This window comes from Pseudomonas sp. ADAK21, assembly GCF_012935735.1.
Taxonomy (GTDB): domain Bacteria; phylum Pseudomonadota; class Gammaproteobacteria; order Pseudomonadales; family Pseudomonadaceae; genus Aquipseudomonas; species Aquipseudomonas proteolytica.
Map to the genome: position 1 here is coordinate 3,687,876 of NZ_CP052857.1, position 19,142 is coordinate 3,707,017.

17 protein-coding genes are annotated in these 19,142 nt (G+C 59.6%); 12 read left to right on the forward strand and 5 right to left on the reverse strand.

Annotation, left to right across the window (positions count from 1 at the left end; all coding sequences use genetic code 11):
* Positions 1–83: 83 nt before the first annotated feature.
* From HKK57_RS16650 to HKK57_RS16675, 6 genes are all read left to right on the forward strand, one after another.
* Positions 84–1,370 (forward strand): ABC transporter substrate-binding protein, encoded by a 1,287-nt coding sequence (locus tag HKK57_RS16650; RefSeq protein WP_070995326.1) that lies wholly within the window; start codon positions 84–86, stop codon positions 1,368–1,370.
* Between the two features lie 168 nt (positions 1,371–1,538).
* The gene (locus tag HKK57_RS16655) at positions 1,539–2,447 is read left to right on the forward strand and encodes a carbohydrate ABC transporter permease (protein ID WP_029296391.1); all 909 of its coding nucleotides are present in this window, start codon (positions 1,539–1,541) and stop codon (positions 2,445–2,447) included.
* The gene (locus tag HKK57_RS16660; RefSeq protein WP_029296393.1) at positions 2,440–3,282 is read left to right on the forward strand and encodes a carbohydrate ABC transporter permease; all 843 of its coding nucleotides are present in this window, start codon (positions 2,440–2,442) and stop codon (positions 3,280–3,282) included. Before HKK57_RS16655 ends, HKK57_RS16660 begins: the two co-directional genes overlap by 8 nt.
* A gap of 2 nt (positions 3,283–3,284) precedes the next feature.
* Positions 3,285–4,430 carry an ABC transporter ATP-binding protein gene (locus HKK57_RS16665; protein WP_169390442.1) on the forward strand — a complete coding sequence of 382 codons (1,146 nt, stop codon included), beginning with the start codon at positions 3,285–3,287 and terminating at the stop codon, positions 4,428–4,430.
* 195 nt (positions 4,431–4,625) lie between these two features.
* Entirely contained in the window at positions 4,626–5,972 is a 1,347-nt protein-coding gene (locus HKK57_RS16670; protein WP_029296397.1) for a carbohydrate porin, read from the forward strand.
* Between the two features lie 229 nt (positions 5,973–6,201).
* Positions 6,202–7,047, forward strand: a complete 846-nt coding sequence (locus HKK57_RS16675) for a D-hexose-6-phosphate mutarotase (protein ID WP_029296399.1) — start codon at positions 6,202–6,204, stop codon at positions 7,045–7,047.
* A gap of 123 nt (positions 7,048–7,170) precedes the next feature.
* Here HKK57_RS16675 and HKK57_RS16680 read toward each other — a convergent pair whose 3' ends face one another.
* The gene (locus tag HKK57_RS16680) at positions 7,171–8,031 is read right to left on the reverse strand and encodes a MurR/RpiR family transcriptional regulator (RefSeq protein WP_169851198.1); all 861 of its coding nucleotides are present in this window, start codon (positions 8,029–8,031) and stop codon (positions 7,171–7,173) included.
* 219 nt (positions 8,032–8,250) lie between these two features.
* Here HKK57_RS16680 and zwf point away from each other — a divergent pair, with 219 nt between their 5' ends.
* From zwf to HKK57_RS16695, 3 genes are read left to right on the forward strand one after another with little or no spacing between them, the layout of a single operon-like run.
* Positions 8,251–9,717 (forward strand): glucose-6-phosphate dehydrogenase, encoded by a 1,467-nt coding sequence (gene zwf / locus HKK57_RS16685; protein WP_029296404.1) that lies wholly within the window; start codon positions 8,251–8,253, stop codon positions 9,715–9,717.
* Complete coding sequence (pgl, locus tag HKK57_RS16690) at positions 9,704–10,417, forward strand: 6-phosphogluconolactonase (protein ID WP_169390443.1); 714 nt, start codon at positions 9,704–9,706, stop codon at positions 10,415–10,417. Before zwf ends, pgl begins: the two co-directional genes overlap by 14 nt.
* 17 nt (positions 10,418–10,434) lie before the next feature.
* A complete protein-coding gene (locus HKK57_RS16695; RefSeq protein WP_029296409.1) occupies positions 10,435–11,100 on the forward strand; it encodes a bifunctional 4-hydroxy-2-oxoglutarate aldolase/2-dehydro-3-deoxy-phosphogluconate aldolase in 666 nt (221 codons plus the stop codon).
* 200 nt (positions 11,101–11,300) lie between these two features.
* Here HKK57_RS16695 and HKK57_RS16700 read toward each other — a convergent pair whose 3' ends face one another.
* Together HKK57_RS16700 and HKK57_RS16705 are read right to left on the reverse strand one after the other, a co-directional pair.
* A complete protein-coding gene (locus HKK57_RS16700) occupies positions 11,301–12,473 on the reverse strand; it encodes an aminotransferase class V-fold PLP-dependent enzyme (RefSeq protein WP_169390444.1) in 1,173 nt (390 codons plus the stop codon).
* A 12-nt stretch (positions 12,474–12,485) separates the two neighbouring features.
* Positions 12,486–12,722, reverse strand: a complete 237-nt coding sequence (locus HKK57_RS16705) for a DUF3820 family protein (RefSeq protein ID WP_008056784.1) — start codon at positions 12,720–12,722, stop codon at positions 12,486–12,488.
* Between the two features lie 206 nt (positions 12,723–12,928).
* Here HKK57_RS16705 and HKK57_RS16710 point away from each other — a divergent pair, with 206 nt between their 5' ends.
* Positions 12,929–13,396 (forward strand): ferritin-like domain-containing protein, encoded by a 468-nt coding sequence (locus HKK57_RS16710; RefSeq protein WP_029296433.1) that lies wholly within the window; start codon positions 12,929–12,931, stop codon positions 13,394–13,396.
* A gap of 273 nt (positions 13,397–13,669) precedes the next feature.
* Here the strand turns inward: HKK57_RS16710 and HKK57_RS16715 are convergent, their stop codons facing one another.
* Both HKK57_RS16715 and HKK57_RS16720 read right to left on the reverse strand, forming a co-directional pair.
* Positions 13,670–14,140, reverse strand: a complete 471-nt coding sequence (locus HKK57_RS16715; protein WP_029296435.1) for a MaoC family dehydratase — start codon at positions 14,138–14,140, stop codon at positions 13,670–13,672.
* Positions 14,141–14,208: 68 nt separating this feature from the next.
* Positions 14,209–15,153 carry an alpha/beta hydrolase gene (locus HKK57_RS16720; protein ID WP_169390445.1) on the reverse strand — a complete coding sequence of 315 codons (945 nt, stop codon included), beginning with the start codon at positions 15,151–15,153 and terminating at the stop codon, positions 14,209–14,211.
* Positions 15,154–15,363: 210 nt separating this feature from the next.
* Between HKK57_RS16720 and fadD2 the strand changes: the two genes are divergently transcribed.
* Both fadD2 and fadD1 read left to right on the forward strand, forming a co-directional pair.
* The gene (gene fadD2, locus HKK57_RS16725; RefSeq protein ID WP_029296437.1) at positions 15,364–17,052 is read left to right on the forward strand and encodes a long-chain-fatty-acid--CoA ligase FadD2; all 1,689 of its coding nucleotides are present in this window, start codon (positions 15,364–15,366) and stop codon (positions 17,050–17,052) included.
* A 318-nt stretch (positions 17,053–17,370) separates the two neighbouring features.
* Positions 17,371–19,062 (forward strand): long-chain-fatty-acid--CoA ligase FadD1, encoded by a 1,692-nt coding sequence (fadD1, locus tag HKK57_RS16730; protein WP_169390446.1) that lies wholly within the window; start codon positions 17,371–17,373, stop codon positions 19,060–19,062.
* The last annotated feature ends 80 nt before the right edge of the window (positions 19,063–19,142 follow it).

Below are 19,142 nucleotides of genomic sequence, written 5' to 3' on the forward strand. Positions count from 1 at the left end.
TGCCTGGGAAAAATCCCTGTTTAGAATCCTATGCAGCGCAAGCTCCAGACTTGCATGCATAACAACAAGAAAAAGGTACTCAGATGAACGCGATTAATCGCCTCGCCGTTGCTATTTCCATTGCCTCGTTGTTTCCCCTCAGTGCATTTGCCGCCGACTCGAAAGGGACGGTTGAAGTTGTGCATTGGTGGACCTCGGGTGGTGAGAAGGCGGCGGTGGATGTCCTGAAGGCCCAAGTTGAGAAAGACGGCTTTACCTGGAAAGACGGGGCTGTTGCAGGTGGTGGCGGCGCCACTGCCATGACCGTGCTGAAAAGCCGCGCGGTCGCCGGCAACCCGCCAGGCGTTGCCCAGATCAAGGGCCCGGACATCCAGGAGTGGGCCTCCACCGGGCTGCTCGATACCGACGTCCTCAAGGACGTGGCCAAGGCCGAGAAGTGGGATGGCCTGCTCGACAAAAAAGTCTCCGATACCGTGAAGTACGAAGGCGATTACGTGGCCGTGCCGGTGAATATCCACCGCGTCAACTGGCTGTGGATCAACCCGGAAGTCTTCAAGAAAGCCGGCATCACCAAAAACCCTACGACCCTCGAAGAATTCTACGCCGCCGGCGACAAGCTCAAGGCCGCAGGCTTCATCCCGCTCGCCCACGGTGGTCAGCCTTGGCAGGACAGCACGGTGTTCGAAGCCGTGGTGTTGTCGGTCATGGGGGCTGATGGCTACAAGAAAGCCCTGGTCGACCTCGACAACGCAGCCCTGACCGGCCCGGATATGGTCAAGTCGCTGACGGAGCTGAAGAAAGTCGCGACCTATATGGACGCCGACGGCAAGGGCCAGGACTGGAACCTGGAAGCCGCCAAGGTCATCAACGGCAAGGCCGGCATGCAGATCATGGGTGACTGGGCCAAGAGCGAGTGGACTGCCGCCAAGAAAGTCGCCGGCAAGGACTACGAGTGCGTAGCCTTCCCGGGCACCGACAAGGCCTTCACCTACAACATCGACTCCCTGGCAGTGTTCAAGCAGAAAGATGCCGGCACCTCGGCCGGGCAGCAGGACATCGCCAAGGTGGTGCTGGGCGAGAACTTCCAGAAGGTCTTCAGCATCAACAAGGGCTCGATCCCGGTGCGCAACGACATGCTCGGCGATATGGCCAAGTACGGCTTTGACAGCTGCGCCCAGACTGCGGCCAAGGACTTCCTGGTCGATGCCAAGTCTGGCGGCCTGCAACCAAGCATGGCGCACAACATGGCGACCACCCTGGCGGTACAGGGCGCGTTCTTTGATGTGGTGACCAACTTCATCAACGACCCGAAAGCCGACCCGGCCGACACCGCCAAGAAGCTGGGTGCGGCGATCAAGTCTGCCAAGTAACCCTTGGAAGGCTGGGCTTGAGTGTGGGAGCGGGCTTGCCCGCGATGCAGGCGCCTCGGTGTATCTATGATACCCAGGTGATGCCATCGCAGGCCAGCCAGCTCCCACCTGAAACCGGCCCCCACACGGTTATCCACTAGTCCTTTACTCCCTGCCCTGGATTTCCCCATGAGTTCTGTTGCTGTGTTCAGCAAGGCCTCGCCGTTCGATGCATTGCAGCGCTGGCTACCTAAACTGGTGCTGGCCCCGAGCATGTTCATCGTCCTGGTGGGCTTCTATGGCTACATCCTGTGGACGTTCGTACTGTCGTTCACCAACTCCACCTTCCTGCCGACCTACAAGTGGGTAGGCCTGGCGCAATACGCGCGGTTGTTCGACAACGATCGATGGTGGGTGGCGAGCAAAAACCTGGCGCTGTTTGGCGGCATGTTTATCGGCATCACCCTGGTGATCGGTGTGCTGCTGGCGGTATTCCTGGACCAGCGTATCCGCCGCGAAGGCTTCATTCGCACTATTTACCTGTACCCGATGGCGCTCTCGATGATCGTCACCGGTACCGCCTGGAAATGGCTGCTCAACCCCGGCATGGGCCTGGACAAACTGCTGCGCGACTGGGGCTGGGAAGGCTTTCGCCTGGACTGGCTGATCGACCCGGACCGCGTGGTGTATTGCCTGGTGATCGCGGCGGTATGGCAAGCCTCGGGCTTTATCATGGCGATGTTCCTCGCCGGCCTGCGTGGCGTTGACCAATCAATCATCCGTGCCGCACAGATCGACGGTGCGAGCCTGCCGCGCATCTACTGGAGCGTGGTGCTGCCCAGCCTGCGCCCGGTGTTCTTCAGTGCGGTGATGATCCTCGCGCACATCGCGATCAAGAGCTTCGACCTGGTGGCCGCGATGACGGCCGGTGGCCCAGGCTACTCATCCGACCTGCCGGCGATGTTCATGTACTCCTTCACCTTCAGCCGTGGCCAGATGGGCATGGGCTCGGCCAGTGCGATCCTGATGCTCGGGGCGATCCTTGCGATCATCGTGCCTTACCTGTACTCCGAGCTGAGGACCAAGCGCCATGACTAGTCTCGCCAAACCTTCCATCAGCTTCAGCCGTGTCGCAATCCACGCGGTGCTGATCCTGGCCGTGGTGCTGTACCTGGTGCCGCTGGTGGTCATGCTGCTCACCAGCTTCAAGACCCCGGAAGATATCAGCACCGGCAACCTGCTGAGCTGGCCGACGGTGATCACCGGGATCGGCTGGGTCAAGGCCTGGGCCACGGTGAACGGTTACTTCTGGAACTCGTTCCTGATCACCGTCCCGGCGGTGCTGATCTCCACCACCATCGGCGCATTGAACGGCTATGTGCTGGCGATGTGGCGCTTTCGTGGTTCGCAGCTGTTCTTCGGGTTGTTGCTGTTCGGCTGCTTCCTGCCGTTCCAGACGGTCTTGCTGCCAGCCTCGTTCACCCTCGGCAAGATGGGCCTGGCCAGCACCACCACCGGCCTGGTGTTTGTGCATGTGGTCTACGGCCTGGCGTTTACCACGCTGTTCTTCCGTAACTACTACGTGAGCATCCCGGATGCGCTGGTCAAGGCTGCACGCCTGGATGGTGCAGGGTTCTTCACCATCTTCCGTCGGATCATTCTGCCGATGTCCACGCCGATCATCATGGTCTGTCTGATCTGGCAGTTCACCCAGATCTGGAACGACTTCCTCTTTGGCGTGGTGTTCTCCAGCGGTGATTCGCAGCCCATCACAGTGGCGCTGAACAACCTGGTCAACACCAGCACCGGGGCCAAGGAATATAACGTTGATATGGCGGCGGCGATGATCGCCGGGCTGCCGACCCTGCTGGTCTATGTGGTCGCAGGCAAGTATTTCGTGCGCGGTCTCACGGCCGGCGCGGTCAAGGGGTAATCATGGCTACGCTCGAACTTCGCAATGTAAACAAGACCTATGGTGCTGGCCTGCCGGACACCCTGAAAAATATCGAACTGTCGATCAAGGACGGCGAATTCCTGATCCTCGTCGGGCCCTCGGGCTGCGGCAAATCCACCTTGATGAACTGCATCGCCGGCCTGGAAAACATCAGCGGCGGCGCGATCATGATCGGTGACCAGGACGTCAGCGGCATGAGCCCCAAGGATCGGGACATCGCCATGGTGTTCCAGTCCTACGCGCTGTACCCGACCATGAGCGTGCGCGAGAACATCGAGTTCGGCCTGAAAATCCGCAAGATGAGCCAGCCGGCCATCGATGAGGAAGTGGCGCGGGTGGCCAAGCTGCTGCAGATCGAACACTTGCTCAATCGCAAGCCGGGCCAGCTCTCTGGCGGCCAGCAGCAGCGGGTGGCCATGGGCCGGGCGCTGGCGCGGCGGCCGAAGATCTACCTGTTCGACGAACCGCTGTCCAACCTCGACGCCAAGCTGCGGGTCGAGATGCGCACCGAAATGAAGCTGATGCACCAGCGCCTGAAAACCACCACGGTCTACGTGACCCACGACCAGATCGAAGCCATGACCCTGGGCGACAAAGTGGCGGTGATGAAGGACGGCATCATCCAACAGTTCGGCACGCCCAAAGAGATCTACAACGATCCGGCCAACCTGTTTGTTGCCAGCTTCATTGGCTCGCCGCCGATGAACTTCATCCCCCTGCGTTTACAGCGCAAGGAAGGCCGTCTGCTGGCCCTGCTCGACAGTGGCCAGGCGCGTTGCGAGCTGCCGCTGGGCATGAGCGACGCCGGTCTTGAAGAGCGTGATGTGATTCTTGGCCTGCGTCCGGAACAGATTGTGCTGGCTGCCGGTGATGGCAATGGTTTGCCGAGCATTCGTGCCGAGGTCCAGGTCACTGAGCCCACCGGCCCGGACACCCTGGTGTTTGTCCAGCTCAATGACACCAAGGTCTGCTGCCGCCTGGCGCCGGACGTGGCACCGCAAGTGGGCGAGAGCCTGACCTTGCAGTTCGATCCGGCCAAGGTGCTGCTGTTCGACGCCAAGACCGGTGAACGCCTGGGCACCGCTGCTGCGCAGCCGGCACAGTCGCATGCCGACAACGTCACCTAATTCAAGGGCCGCTGAAGACCAATAACTGTAGGAGCGAGCTCGCTCGCGAAAAACGTGAGAGCGCCGCGTTCATCCAGGATGCCCGCGTCAGCGTTAACGATCTTCGCGAGCAAGCTCGCTCCTACTTCAGATAAAAATAGATGTAAACCGCGTTAGATAAAAACAGTTAATAACAATAAAGACGAGGATGTAGGGATGAAAAAGCAACACAACAACACCCGGCTGATCTGCCAACTGTCAGCGGCAGCAGCCCTGGTTTTGTCCGCCAATGCGATGGCAGACGAAGCCTTCAGCGCCGACTCCAAATGGATGACCGGCGATTGGGGCGGCGAGCGAACCAAGCTGATCGAGCAGGGTATCGACATCAAGGCCGACTACGTTGGGGAAGCGGGCTACAACGCGCGCGGCGGCTACAACGATGACAAGACCGGTCGTTACGCTGACCAGTTCGGCCTCGGCGTAGCGCTGGACCTGCAAAAGCTGTGGGGCTGGGACAACACCCAGGCCAAGATCCAGATGACCAGCCGTAATGGTCGTAACATTTCCAATGACCGTATTGGCGACCCGCGTGCAGGCACCTTGAGTTCATCTCAAGAAGTGTACGGCCGTGGCCATATGGTGCGCCTGACCCAGTTCTGGATTCAGCACCAGATGTTCGACAACAAGCTGGATGTAAAACTCGGTTACTTCGGTGAAGGCGAAGACTTCAACACCTTCCCATGCGACTTCCAGAACCTGTCGTTCTGCGGCTCCCAAGTGGGTAACTACGTCAACACCTGGTACAACTGGCCGGTCAGCCAGGCCGCGATCCGCGTGAAGTACCACATCACCCCTGAGCTGTATGCGCAGATCGGTGCGTACAACCAGAACCCGTCGCAACTGGAGCACGGCAACGGCTTCAAACTCAGCGGCAGTGGCACCAAGGGCACCGTGATTCCGGTGGAGTTGGTCTGGTCGCCGAAGGTCAATAACCTGCCGGGCGAATACCGCGTGGGTTACTACAAGAGCGCCGCCGATGCTCCTGATGTGCGTGAGGACGTCAACGGTAACGATGCCGCCACCACTGGCGCTGACTACCGCACCCGCAGCAGCAAGAAAGGCTATTGGTTCGTTGCGCAACAGCAACTCACCACCCACAACGGCGACGCCTCTCGTGGTCTGAATATCGCTGCCAACGCCACGTTCCACGACAAAGAAACCAACACCGTCGATAACTACCAGTCGATCATGCTGGTGTACAAAGGCCCATTCGACGCGCGTCCAAAAGATGACGTAGGGATTGGCGCCGCACGTCTGCACGTCAACGACGACGTGAAGAAAAACGCCGAGCTGCGCAACATTTCCAACGGTGTGAGTGACTACGACAATGCGCGGTTCTCGCCGCTGCGCGAAACCGAGTACAACTTCGAAATCAACTACGGCTTCCACGTCACCAACTGGCTGACCGTGCGTCCCAACCTGCAATACGTTGTCCAACCGGGCGGCGTGGATAAAGTCGACAACGCGCTGGTGGCCGGCCTGAAAATTCAGTCGGTGTTCTAACGCTGTTGCGATAAGCTCCTTCTCTCTGTGCGCATTTGCGGGTAGCCATGGCTATCCGCTTTTTTTTGCGAAGGGCGAACAGCCCTGCAGGAGCGAGCTTGCTCGCGAAAAACTTGAGAGCGCCGCGTTCATCCAAGATGCCCGCGTCAGCGTTAACGATCTTCGCGAGCAAGCTCGCTCCTACAGGTATGGGCGCATTTGCGCGACATGATTATCAGGACCGTGGCACATGCATGAGCAACCGCTGCAACGCTTTTTCAAATCCCTGCGCGAGCAACCGGTGTTTGCCTGGGAGCGCTTCCAGATGCGTGACGTGCTGGTGATCGATCACCCGCTCTGCCAGGCGGTGTTCAGCCGCCAGGGCGCGCAATTGCTGCACTTCCAGCCTACGGGCCAGAAGCCATGGCTGTGGTGCGCGGCAAAGTGGCCGCAAGTCGGGGCGATTCGTGGCGGCGTGCCCGTGTGCTGGCCGTGGTATGGCCGTCATCCCAGCGAAAACGCCTGGCCCTCCCATGGCTGGGCGCGCTTGATCGACTGGAAGCTGCTGGACAGCAGCACCGGCGAGGACGGCGTGCGCCTGCACTGGCAATTGCAGTTGTGCGATTGGCAGGTGGACCTGCATGCGCACTTGGGTGAAAGCCTGCAATTGCGCTTGAGCACCGAGCACCAAGACGAACTGCCGTGCCAATTGAGCCACGCTTTGCACGCTTATTGGCGTATTGGTCACGTTGGTGAGATAGCGCTGTCTGGGCTAGAGGGTGCGCAAGGTTACGACCAGTTGAGCCGCCAGGCCTGCCAGCAGGAAGGTGAGCTGCGCGTCGATGGCGGCTGCCAGCGCGTGTTCCAGCATGAGGGCGAATTGCAGCTCAAGGACCATGCGTGGCAGCGCGAGTTGTGCATTGATACGGGTGACAGTGCAGACACGGTGGTCTGGCATCCGGGCAGCCGGCCATTGCTGGGGGTGAGCTTTAATGAAGCGTCGGGCTTTGTGTGTGTCGAGTCGGCCATGGCCGGGGCCTGCCTGGCGCCGGGGGAGAGGGCGCATTTGAGTCTGCAGGCCCGGGCTGGGGTTTAGCGGTGTTGCTGATGGCGTCTTTGCGGGCAAGCCCGCTCCCACATTCGAATGTGTTCACCAATCAAAAATGTGGGAGCGGGCTTGCCCGCGATAGGGCCGGCCCTGCTTGAGGAGGTTCCAGCTTTAGTTGAACTCATCGCCAACCGGATACCGGCTGTCGTTCAAACTCTCTTTGATCTTGCGCAAATGCGGCTGGAAATCCACCCCGCGACGCAAGGTCATGCCCGTAGCCAGTACATCCAACACCGTCAACTGAATGATCCGCGAGGTCATTGGCATATAGATGTCGGTGTCTTCCGGCAACGGGATGTTCAGGCTCACCGTACTGGCCTTGGCCAGTGGCGAGTTCTCGGCAGTTACGCCCAGCACCGAAGCACCGTTTTCCCGCGCAATACGCGCCACTTCCACCAACTCACGGGTACGGCCGGTGTAGGAAATGATCACGAACAACTCCCCGGTGTGGGCCACCGAAGCGATCATACGTTGCATCAGCACATCGGCATGGGCCGTGACCGACAGGTTGAAACGGAAGAATTTGTGCAGGGCATCCATGGCCACCGGCGCCGAAGCCCCCAGGCCAAAGAAGTGGATCTGCCGCGCCTGGATCAGCAGGTCCACGGCCTTGCTGATCAGGTTGGGGTCCAGGGCCTGGCAGGCGCTGTCCAGAGAGGCAATGGCGCTGCCAAAAATCTTCTGCGTGTAGGCCTCGGGGTTATCATCGGCCTCCACCGCGCGGCTGACATAGGCCGCGCCACTGGCCAGGCTTTGCGCCAGCTGCAATTTCAGTTCAGGGTAACCACTGACGCCAAACGAGCGGCAGAAACGGTTGACCGTCGGTTCACTGACCGAGGCGGCTTGGGCGAGGGCAGCGATAGAGAAGCGGGTCGCCTGCTGTGGGTTGAGCAGGATGACCTCGGCGACTTTTTTCTCGGCCTTGTTCAATTCTTCGAGGCGGTTCCGGATCTGTTCCAGAAGATTTCGCACGCGGTCCATTCAGTCTTTCCTTCGGGCGACGATGCAAGTAGGGGCCAGTAAAAGGTCGACGAGCGGCCCTTGGCGGTGGCCTATCCTACTGAGGGTAGTTGAACACCACCACTCGCAATGCGTTTTTTGGGAAAATGTTGTGGTTATTACTACATTTTTCCTTGAGTGATGCCTTGAAAAAAGGTATTTGTAGCTTAACTTGATAAAAGAACAAACATCATGCCTTCGATAACCGTGGAACCCTGCACCTTTGCCCTGTTTGGCGCCTTGGGTGATCTGGCGCTGCGCAAGTTATTTCCTGCCCTCTATCAACTCGATGGCGCCGGGCTCTTGCACGCCGACACTCGCATCCTGGCCCTGGCCCGCGAGGCCGGTTCCGAGCAGCAGCACCTGGACCACATCGAGCACGAACTGCGCAAGTACGTCGGCCAAGAGCTGGATGAAGCGGTGGCCGCGCGCTTCCTGGCGCGTCTGGCCTACGTGCACGTCGACTTCATGAATGCCGATGACTACGTGGCCCTGGCCGCCAAGGCCGGCACCGAACAACGCCTGATCGCCTACTTCGCCACCCCGGCCGCGGTGTATGGCGCGATTTGCGAGAACCTGTCCAAGGTTGGCCTGGCGGAAAATACCCGCGTTGTCCTGGAAAAGCCCATCGGTTCGGACCTGGAATCCTCGCGCAAGGTCAACGACGCCGTGGCGCAGTTTTTTCCGGAAAACCGTACCTACCGCATCGACCATTACCTGGGCAAAGAGACGGTCCAGAACCTGATCGCCCTGCGTTTTGCCAATAGCCTGTTTGAAACCCAGTGGAACCAGCACTACATCTCCCACGTGGAAATCACCGTGGCCGAGCAGGTGGGTATCGAAGGCCGCTGGGGCTACTTCGACAAGGCCGGGCAACTGCGGGACATGATCCAGAACCACCTGCTGCAATTGCTCTGCCTGATTGCCATGGACCCGCCGGCCGACCTGTCGGCCGATAGCATCCGCGATGAGAAGGTCAAGGTGCTCAAGGCCCTGGCGCCGATCAGCCCCGAAGGCCTGACCACCCAGGTAGTGCGCGGCCAGTACATCGCCGGCTACAGCGCCGGCAAACCGGTACCGGGCTACCTGGAAGAAGAAAATTCCAACACCCAGAGCGACACCGAAACCTTCGTTGCCCTGCGTGCCGATATCCGCAACTGGCGTTGGGCCGGGGTGCCGTTCTACCTGCGCACCGGTAAGCGCATGCCGCAAAAACTGTCGCAGATCGTCATCCATTTCAAGGAACCGTCCCACTATATCTTCGCCCCCGAGCAGCGCCTGCAGATCAGCAACAAGCTGATCATCCGCCTGCAACCGGACGAAGGTATTTCCTTGCGTGTGATGACCAAGGAGCAGGGCCTGGATAAAGGCATGCAACTGCGCAGCGGGCCACTGCAACTGAATTTTTCCGACACCTACCGTAGTACGCGGATCCCCGATGCCTACGAGCGGTTGTTGCTGGAAGTGATGCGCGGCAATCAGAACCTGTTTGTCCGTAAAGATGAAATCGAAGCCGCGTGGAAGTGGTGTGACCAGTTGATCGCCGGGTGGAAGAAGTCCGGTGATGCACCCAAGCCGTACGCGGCGGGTTCCTGGGGGCCGATGAGCTCCATTGCACTGATCACGCGGGATGGGAGGTCGTGGTATGGCGATATCTGATTTGAAACTGCCGCAAGGCGTAACACCCCACGAGTACCGCACGCCGGTACTGCTGGCCGAAGGCTTGGCCAATGACGTGGCCGAACAACTGCGCGCGGCCATCAGTGCCCGGGGCGAGGCGACGCTGGTGGTGTCCGGTGGCCGCAGCCCGGTGGCGTTTTTCCAGAACCTGGCCAAGCAGGGCCTGGACTGGTCCAAGGTGACGATCACCCTGGCCGACGAGCGCTGGGTGCCGGTCGAGCATGCCGACAGCAACGCCGGCCTGTTGAAAAAACATCTGCTGCAAGGCCCGGCGGCCAAGGCCCGGTTCTTGAGCCTCTACAGTGCTGCGGTGAACCTGGACGGTGCTGCCGAACAGGCCGATCGCCTGCTGGCTGAACTGCCGGCAATTGATGTGCTGGTGCTGGGCATGGGCGATGACGGGCATACCGCCTCCCTGTTCCCCAACAGCCCGAACCTGGCCGAAGCCTTGAAGCCGGATGGCACTCGTCGTTGCTGGCCGATGCTGGCGCCGAGCGTGCCCCATCAGCGCCTGACCATGAGCCGTGCGTTGCTGGCCAGTGGCCGTTACACCGTGTTGTCGATTGCCGGCGATTCGAAACTCCACACCCTGAGCGAAGCGCTGGCTGGCGACGATGTTGCCGGCATGCCGATTCGCGCGTTTTTGCAACCTACTCTAGAGATTTACTGGTGCCCATGAGCCAAGGATCAGCCGCTATGAAAAGCCCTCACCCGACCGTGTCCATGGCGGATAAAGTTGCCCTGATCGACAGCCTCTGCGCCAAGGCGCGGATCCTGCCGGTGATCACCATTGCCCGCGAGCAGGACATTCTGCCCCTGGCTGATGCCCTGGCGGCGGGTGGCTTGACCGCGCTGGAAGTGACCCTGCGTTCGCAGTTCGGCCTCAAGGCTATCCAGGTCCTGCGTGAGCAGCGTCCGGAGCTGGTCACCGGTGCGGGCACGGTGCTCGATCGCACCATGCTGGCGGCAGCCGAGGCGGCGGGTTCGCAGTTCATCGTCACCCCCGGCATTACCCGCGACCTGCTCGAAGCCAGTGTCGACAGCCCGATCCCGCTGCTGCCTGGCATCAGCAATGCCTCCGGCATCATGGAAGGCTATGGCCTGGGCTATCGCCGCTTCAAGCTGTTCCCCGCGGAAGTCAGCGGCGGCGTGGCAGCAATCAAGGCCTTGGGTGGGCCGTTTGGCGAAGTGAAATTCTGCCCGACTGGCGGCGTTGGCCCGGCCAACATCAAAAACTACATGGCGTTGAAAAACGTGATGTGCGTGGGCGGTAGCTGGATGCTTGATCCACAGTGGATCAAGGACGGCGACTGGGGGCGTATCCAGGAAGTCACCGCCGAAGCGCTGGCGCTGCTCGATTGATCTGATTTACCGAATCGTTGTTGCTGTGCTTCACGGCATGTTTGCGGTGCACTTGGTCGGTGTGCCGCTTTTTTTTGCCTACAGAAAACCTTGAAATCACGGCAATCGAACTGTGGGAGCGGGCTTGCTCGCGAATGCGGTGGGTCATTCAACACATTCAGTGACTGTCACCGCGCATTCGCGAGCAAGCCCGCACAGTTTTAATCGGCATTCAGCTTGGTAATCGCGTTGACCAGCACGCCTATGTCCGCCGCCGAGGTCACCAACCCCGGCGTCACCCGGATACAACTGCCAAATGCCGCCCCGCTGCGCAGGGTGGTAAACAGGTTGTACTCATCGAGCAATCGATCCGCCATTACCTGCTGGTCGCGCCCGATGAACTTGAACGCGGTAATCGCGCAATACAACCGTGGATCATCCGAGGTCAGCACCTCGATCCCCGGCAATGGCCGCACCTGGCTCACCCACAGGTCACGCAGGTACTTCACCCGCGCACCCTTGGCATGCGCGCCGCCCAAGGCTCGATGTTCTTCAAGCACGAGCGGTAAGGTCATCAGCGCCGGAAAATTCGGTGTGCTGTAGGGCGTACGGGCACGCACATCGGTGATCGGGTAATGGAACTCGGCCATGTCCGGATCAATCTGGGCCAGGCGCCCAGGGGCTATGTACAAAAAGCCCAGGGTCAGCGGCGCACCGATCCACTTGTGCAGGTTAAAACCTGCGAACGAGATGCCCAGTTGGGCCAGGTCGAAGTCGATCTGGCCCAACGCATGGGCGCCATCGAGGATGATTTCGACGCCAGATTCCCGTGCAGCCCGGGCGATGGCCTCTACCGGCATAACCAGGCCCGTACGGTGGGTGACATGGGTCAGCGCCATCAGCTTCAGGCGCGGGTAGCGGCTGAAGGTATCGCGATAGGTCTGCACCAGGCTGTCGAAACTGGCCGGGTGGGCGTGGGACACTTCTATCACCTCCACACCCCGGTAGCCGGCGAGCCAACGCATGGCGCCCTTGACCGTGTCGTATTCCAGGTCACTGATCAGCACCTGGTCGCCCGGTTGCAGGCGGTTGTAGTTGCGGATCAACGATTGCAGGGCTTCGGTGGCATTGCGGGTGAAGGCGATGGCTTCTGGATCGACATTGACTAATTCGGCCAGTTGCCGGCGAATCTCGACATTGTCTCCTTGCTCGAAACGTTGGCGCACATGCACCGAGTTGCTGCGATTGATAAAGGCCACATGCTCCTGATATTGCGCCAGCACCGCCCGGCTCATACGGCCGAAGTAGCCGTTTTCCAGGTTGATGGGGCCGGGTTCCAGCTCATAGCGCTGGGCAATGGCCTGCCAGTAGGCCTCGTCGCGGGTGTAGGGCATGGTCGGGCTCGATTAGTGGCGAGGGGCAGGTTTACCGTGTTTGGCGCGCAGCGGTTCGAGCAGTTCGGACAGGCCGTTGTGATCGATTTCCTGCATCAACGCCAGCAGGCCGCCTAACTCGCCGTGGGGGAAACCCTCGCGGGCAAACCAGTTCAGGTAAGGACCGGGCAGGTCGGCAATGATCCGGCCCTTGTACTTGCCGAACGGCATTTGGCGGGTGATCAGCAGTTCGAGTTTTTCGGGGTTCATAGGTGCTTCAGGCAATCAGGAGGATGCCCTGGAAAATACAGGCATTCTGCATGAAGGCCAAATGACAGATCATGCAAATAAAGCGGATACAGATTTGGAGTTTATTTATAACTCGTTGAAAATTAAGGTTTAATTTTTAATTCGAGACCTGGCACGGGCGCTGCAACTACCCCAGTACGTTTCTAAACCTGTGAAGGAATTGAAAAATGACTGACATCAACAAAGAATCGATCTCCGTACTCAACGACCTGATCGAAACCAGTAAAGACGGCCAGGAAGGCTTCAAGACCTGCGCAGAAGACATCAAGCACCCAGAGCTCAAGGCGCTGTTCACCAAGCGTTCAGCTGACTGCGCCACGGCGGCTGCCGAACTGCAGACAGCCGTGCGTGCCTTGGGTGGTGACCCGGAAGATTCCGGCAGCGTTGCTGGCGCCCTGCATCGTGGCTGGGTTGACGTGAAGTCGCTGGTGACTGGCAAGGATGAAGAAGCAGTCCTCAACGAAGCCGAGCGTGGTGAAGACCATGCGTTGAAGGCTTACAAAGAAGCCATCGAGAAAATCAACAAGCACAACCTGGTCGGTATTCGTGACCTGGTTGAGCGTCAGTACCACGGCGCACAGCGCAACCATGACCAGGTCAAAGCCCTGCGTAACCAGGCCCGCGCCCAGTCCTGAGTAGCCTCGCAGTAATAACTGTGGGAGCTGGCTTGCCTGCGATGGCGGTGGAACAGTCAATTTGGATGTCGACTGCTTCACCGCCATCGCGGGCAAGCCCGCTCCCACAAGGGGTTTGTGCCGGGCAGGATGTTTGAGCACACCCCAAAACAACTGTGGGAGCTGGCTTGCCTGCGATGGCGGTGGATCAGTCAATTTAGATATCGACTGCTTCACCGCCATCGCGGGCAAGCCCGCTCCCACATTATTTTGCTTTCACAGGACCAGGGATTTTCAGCCGATGCTGATCGCTGGCAATTGGGTCAAGGTCACGACCTGTTGCTTGCGCGGTGCGAGGATCTCCGCTTCGCCATCCACTACCAACTCATCACGCTGGTTGAACACCTGGGTGGCAATCCGCACGCGGAACTTGGGTAGCTTCTCGAGAATTTCCAGACGTACGGTCAGGGTGTCGCCGATTTTCACCGGTTTCTGGAAGCTCATCTGCTGGCCGATATAGATGGTGCCCGGCCCAGGCAACTCACAGGCGACTGCCGCGCTGATCAATGCGCCGCTGAACATGCCGTGGGCGATACGCTCCTTGAACATGGTCGCCTTGGCAAACTCCGCATCCAGGTGCACCGGGTTATGGTCGCCGGACATCGCCGCGAACAGCTGGATATCGCGCTCTTCCACGGTTTTGCTGTAGGTGGCTTTCTGGCCGACTTCGAGGGCTTCGTAAGGCGTGTTGGTAACCTGGGTCATCTAATCGTGCATCCTGTGGCTAATCGATAGTCTTAATTCGTTGATTTTAAACGAAAATATTTTTCTGTTCATTCGCAGCGTGCCGGCCGGCGATGGTTCACGGCCTGGGTCATCCACGCCAGCACATCGGCGGTGACCGCATCGCGGTTGGTTTCATTGAACAGTTCGTGCCGGGCCTGCGGGTAAATATTCAATTGCAGGTTCTGGCAGCCCGCATCGCGCAGCGCGTTGGCCAGGCTGGTGAGACGCTTGCCTTCACTGACCGGATCACATTCGCCACCCATCACCAGGATCGGCAGGCCCGGATCAATCTGTTTGAGATTGGACGCTTTGCTGATTTGCTGCAAGCCACCGAGCAAGTCGATCCACAGCTGGTTGGTGCAGCGAAAGCCGCACAAGGGGTCGTTGATGTACTTGTCCACTTCGTCCGGATCGCGGCTCAACCAGTCGAATGCCGTGCGGTTGGGTTTGAAGGCCTTGTTGAACGAGCCGAACGACAGGAACTCGATCAGCGCGCTGCGCCCCCGCAGGCCCTGGCGCAAGCGTTCGGCGCGGGCGATCAGTTGGGCGGCGCGGTACAGGGCCACCGGCTGGAAATTCGAGCCACTGAGAATCGCCCCGTGCAGGCTGGCGCTGTGGTGCAGCAGATAGGCCTGGGCGATATAGCTGCCCATGCTGTGGCCCAACAGGATGATCGGCACACCGGGGGCCTGTTGGCCGATATGCTGGTTGAGGGCGGCCAGGTCACCCACCACCTTGTTCCAGCCATCCCGCTCGGCGTACAGGCCCAGGGTACCTTCGTCGGCGGTGCGGCCGTGCCCGCGCAGGTCCGGGGCATACACACCGTAGCCGGCGCCACACAAGGCCTGGGCCAGGCGCGCATAGCGGCCGCTATGCTCGGCCATGCCATGGGCCAGCATCACCAGCGCCGTGGGCGTTTCGTCCGGGAGCCACTGGTTGACGTGCAGGCGGCTGCGGTCATTCGCGGTCAGCCAGAAAGTGGTGTGGTTCATGGCGCTTCCTTTGCTCAGGGTCGTTGCAGTGTATAGCTCATCTGTGGGCGGGCGTCTGATCACCCTTGGCCTCAGGGGCAAGATTCATACAATCAATGACACGTTTTTGTGTATTTGCCTGTTTAGCCATAACTGCTAACGTCCCCGAAGCTCCGCTTCCCGTAAACAGCCGGAAGCGGTCGGGCACACTCGGGTAAGAGGACAAGAATAATGCAACCTGATTTCTGGAATGACAAACGCGCGGCCGGTGTGCCCAATGAGTTAGACCTGTCGGCGTACAAGTCAGTAATCGAAGTCTTCGAGCGTTCCTGCAAGGCCTTTGCCGACCGTCCGGCATTCAGCAACATGGGGATCACCCTGACCTACGCCGACCTGGAGCGCCAGAGCGCGGCGTTCGCCGGCTACCTGCAACACCACACAGACCTGAAACCGGGCGACCGTATTGCGGTGCAGATGCCCAACGTCCTGCATTATCCGATTGCCGTCTTCGGCGCCTTGCGCGCCGGGCTGGTGGTGGTCAATACCAACCCGCTGTACACGCCGCGGGAAATGCGTCATCAGTTCAAGGACGCAGGCATTCGTGCCCTGGTCTACCTCAACCTGTTCGGCTCCAGGGTGCAGGAAGTGGCGGCCGACACCGAGATCGAATACCTGATCGAAGCCAAAATGGGCGACTTCATGCCCACTGCCAAGGGTTGGCTGATCAACACTGTGGTCGACAAGGTGAAGAAGATGGTGCCGGCCTACAGCCTGCCCCGGGCGATGTCGTTCAAGCGCGCCTTGCACATGGGCGCAGGCCTGGCCGTGACCCGCCATCCGGTCACCCTGGATGACATCGCGGTGCTGCAATACACCGGTGGCACCACCGGCCTGGCCAAGGGCGCGATGCTGACCCACGGCAACCTGGTGGCGAACATGCAACAGGTGCGGGCGTGCATGTCACAGGTGCGCGAAGACGGGCATCCGCTGGTCAAGGAAGGGCAGGAGGTGATGGTCGCGCCGTTGCCGCTCTACCATATCTATGCCTTCACCGCGAACTGCATGTGCATGATGGTCACCGGCAACCACAACGTGCTGATCACCAATCCCCGGGACATCGGCGGCTTTATCAAGGAGTTGAAGAAGTGGCGGTTTACCGGGCTGCTGGGGCTCAACACCCTGTTTGTCGCGCTGATGGAACACCCGGACTTCAAGACCCTGGACTTCTCCCACCTGAAGATCACCAACTCCGGCGGCACCGCCCTGGTCAAGGCCACGGCCGAACGCTGGAAGCAGATCACCGGCTGTTCCATCGGCGAAGGCTACGGCCTGACCGAGACGTCGCCAGTGGCCAGCACCAACCCCTATGGTGATCAATCGCGTCTGGGCACCGTGGGTATTCCCGTGCCAGGCACGGCGATGAAAGTCATCGATGACGCCGGCGTGGAGTTGCCGCTGGGCGAGCGTGGCGAGTTGTGCATCAAAGGCCCGCAGGTCATGAAGGGCTACTGGCAGCAACCGGCGGCCACCGCCGAGAGCCTGGATGCCGAGGGCTGGCTCAAGACGGGCGATATTGCGGTGATCGACCCGGACGGGTTTGTGCGCATTGTCGATCGCAAGAAGGACCTGATCATCGTCTCGGGCTTCAATGTGTACCCCAACGAGATCGAAGACGTAGTGATGGCCCACCCGAACGTCGCCAACTGCGCGGTGATCGGCGTGCCCGACGAACGCACCGGCGAGGCCGTGAAGCTGTTTGTGGTGGCTCGGGCCCAGGGCGTCAGCCTTGAGGAATTGAAGACCTACTGCAAGGCCAACTTCACCGGTTACAAAGTGCCCAAGCACATTGTGTTGCGGGACTCGTTGCCGATGACGCCGGTAGGCAAGATCCTGCGCCGGGAGCTGCGCGACATCGCCTGACCTGGACTGAAATGCGATTCAAATGTGGGAGCTGGCAAGCCAGCTCCTGCATTTACGGTGTAAGTCCGCAAAATAGAGCTGTTTCAGGGGTTATAGAATCTTTGCTCTAAAAATGACTACTGCATATTCTTGAGTCATGTTTATGACTGTAGGGCCCTCTTTTGGCTCTAGGCGGCCCTTTGCAAAGCTGCTACTCTCGGCGCGCTTTGTGACCTCTCGGCCTGCTTGAAACAGCCAGAATCACCTAAAAAAACACACACAAATAATAATCGCATCAAATGCGGTGAATGAATTCGCGTCGCTGAGGAGTGGGCTTCCATGATCGAAGACTTTTGGAAGGATAAGTACCCCGCCGGGATTGCTGCAGACATCAATCCAGACGAGTATCAAAATATTCAGGCGGTACTGAAACAGTCCTGCCAGCGCTTCGCCGACAAACCGGCTTTCAGCAACCTGGGCAAGACCATCACCTACGGTGAGTTGTACGAACTGTCCGGTGCCTTTGCCGCGTACCTGCAACAGCATACCGACTTGCAGCCCGGTGATCGAATCGCCGTGCAATTGCCCAACCTCCTGCAATACCCGGTGGCCGTGTTTGGCGCCATCCGTGCCGGCCTGGTCGTGGTCAACACCAACCCGCTGTACACCGCGCGGGAAATGGAACACCAGTTCAACGATTCCGGGGCCAAGGCCCTTATCTGCCTGGCCAATATGGCGCACCTGGCGGAAAAAGTCGTACCCAAGACTGGCGTCAAGCATGTGATCGTCACTGAAGTGGCTGACCTGCTGCCACCGCTCAAGCGGCTGCTGATCAACAGCGTCATCAAGTACGTGAAGAAAATGGTCCCGGCGTATCACTTGCCCCTGGCGATCAAGTTCAACGACGTCCTGGCCAAGGGCCATGGCCAGCCGGTCAACGAAGTCAGTCCCGCCAGCGAAGACGTGGCCGTGCTGCAATACACCGGTGGCACCACCGGCGTAGCCAAGGGCGCGATGCTCACCCATCGCAACCTGGTGGCCAACATGCTGCAGTGCAAGGCGCTGATGGGCTCCAACCTCAATGAAGGTTGCGAGATCCTGATCACACCGCTGCCGCTTTACCACATCTATGCCTTCACCTTTCATTGCATGGCGATGATGCTGATCGGCAACCACAACATCCTGATCAGCAACCCGCGCGACTTGCCGGCGATGGTCAAGGAGTTGTCGAAATGGAAGTTCAGCGGCTTTGTCGGCCTGAACACCCTGTTCGTTGCCTTGTGCAACAACGAAGGCTTTCGCAAGCTGGATTTCTCGGCGCTCAAGGTCACCCTGTCGGGCGGCATGGCCCTGCAACTGGCGGCGGCCGAGCGTTGGAAAGCCGTGACCGGCTGCAACATCTGTGAAGGCTACGGCATGACCGAAACCAGCCCGGTGGCCACGGTCAACCCGATCCAGAATATCCAGATCGGCACCATCGGCATTCCGGTGCCTTCGACGCTGTGCAAGGTCATCTCGGACGAGGGCGTCGAGTTGCCCCTGGGCGAAATCGGCGAACTGTGCGTCAAGGGCCCGCAGGTGATGAAAGGTTACTGGCAGCGTGAAGACGCCACCGCCGAAGTCCTCGACAGCCAAGGCTGGTTGAAGACCGGTGATATCGCGATCATCCAGCCAGACGGCTACATGCGTATCGTTGATCGCAAGAAGGACATGATTCTGGTCTCCGGTTTCAACGTCTACCCCAACGAGCTGGAAGACGTGCTGGCAAGCTTGCCAGGCGTGCTGCAGTGCGCAGCCATTGGTGTACCGGACGAGAAGTCGGGCGAGCACATCAAGCTGTTCATCGTGGTCAAGCCGGGCGCGACGCTGACCAAGGAGCAGGTGATGGAGCATATGCGCGCCAACGTCACCGGCTACAAAGTGCCGAAGGCTGTTGAATTCCGCGAAGCGCTGCCGACCACCAACGTGGGCAAGATCCTGCGTCGTGAGTTGCGTGATGAAGAGCTGAAGAAGTTGGGCCTGAAGAAGTAAACAAAAAGCCCCGTGAATACGGGGCTTTTTATTGGGCGCTGATTGGACTGCAATCCAAATGTGGGAGCAGGCAAGCCAGC

What these genes read in the sequence shown, in the direction of transcription:
- HKK57_RS16650 (WP_070995326.1), top strand. Translation starts at nt 84, where the DNA reads ATGAACGCGATTAATCGCCTCGCCGTTGCTATTTCCATTGCCTCGTTG.
- HKK57_RS16655 (WP_029296391.1), top strand. Translation starts at nt 1,539, where the DNA reads ATGAGTTCTGTTGCTGTGTTCAGCAAGGCCTCGCCGTTCGATGCATTG.
- HKK57_RS16660 (WP_029296393.1), top strand. Translation starts at nt 2,440, where the DNA reads ATGACTAGTCTCGCCAAACCTTCCATCAGCTTCAGCCGTGTCGCAATC.
- HKK57_RS16665 (WP_169390442.1), top strand. Translation starts at nt 3,285, where the DNA reads ATGGCTACGCTCGAACTTCGCAATGTAAACAAGACCTATGGTGCTGGC.
- HKK57_RS16670 (WP_029296397.1), top strand. Translation starts at nt 4,626, where the DNA reads ATGAAAAAGCAACACAACAACACCCGGCTGATCTGCCAACTGTCAGCG.
- HKK57_RS16675 (WP_029296399.1), top strand. Translation starts at nt 6,202, where the DNA reads ATGCATGAGCAACCGCTGCAACGCTTTTTCAAATCCCTGCGCGAGCAA.
- zwf (WP_029296404.1), top strand. Translation starts at nt 8,251, where the DNA reads ATGCCTTCGATAACCGTGGAACCCTGCACCTTTGCCCTGTTTGGCGCC.
- pgl (WP_169390443.1), top strand. Translation starts at nt 9,704, where the DNA reads ATGGCGATATCTGATTTGAAACTGCCGCAAGGCGTAACACCCCACGAG.
- HKK57_RS16695 (WP_029296409.1), top strand. Translation starts at nt 10,435, where the DNA reads ATGAAAAGCCCTCACCCGACCGTGTCCATGGCGGATAAAGTTGCCCTG.
- HKK57_RS16700 (WP_169390444.1), bottom strand. Translation starts at nt 12,473, where the DNA reads ATGCCCTACACCCGCGACGAGGCCTACTGGCAGGCCATTGCCCAGCGC.
- HKK57_RS16705 (WP_008056784.1), bottom strand. Translation starts at nt 12,722, where the DNA reads ATGAACCCCGAAAAACTCGAACTGCTGATCACCCGCCAAATGCCGTTC.
- HKK57_RS16710 (WP_029296433.1), top strand. Translation starts at nt 12,929, where the DNA reads ATGACTGACATCAACAAAGAATCGATCTCCGTACTCAACGACCTGATC.
- HKK57_RS16715 (WP_029296435.1), bottom strand. Translation starts at nt 14,140, where the DNA reads ATGACCCAGGTTACCAACACGCCTTACGAAGCCCTCGAAGTCGGCCAG.
- HKK57_RS16720 (WP_169390445.1), bottom strand. Translation starts at nt 15,153, where the DNA reads ATGAACCACACCACTTTCTGGCTGACCGCGAATGACCGCAGCCGCCTG.
- fadD2 (WP_029296437.1), top strand. Translation starts at nt 15,364, where the DNA reads ATGCAACCTGATTTCTGGAATGACAAACGCGCGGCCGGTGTGCCCAAT.
- fadD1 (WP_169390446.1), top strand. Translation starts at nt 17,371, where the DNA reads ATGATCGAAGACTTTTGGAAGGATAAGTACCCCGCCGGGATTGCTGCA.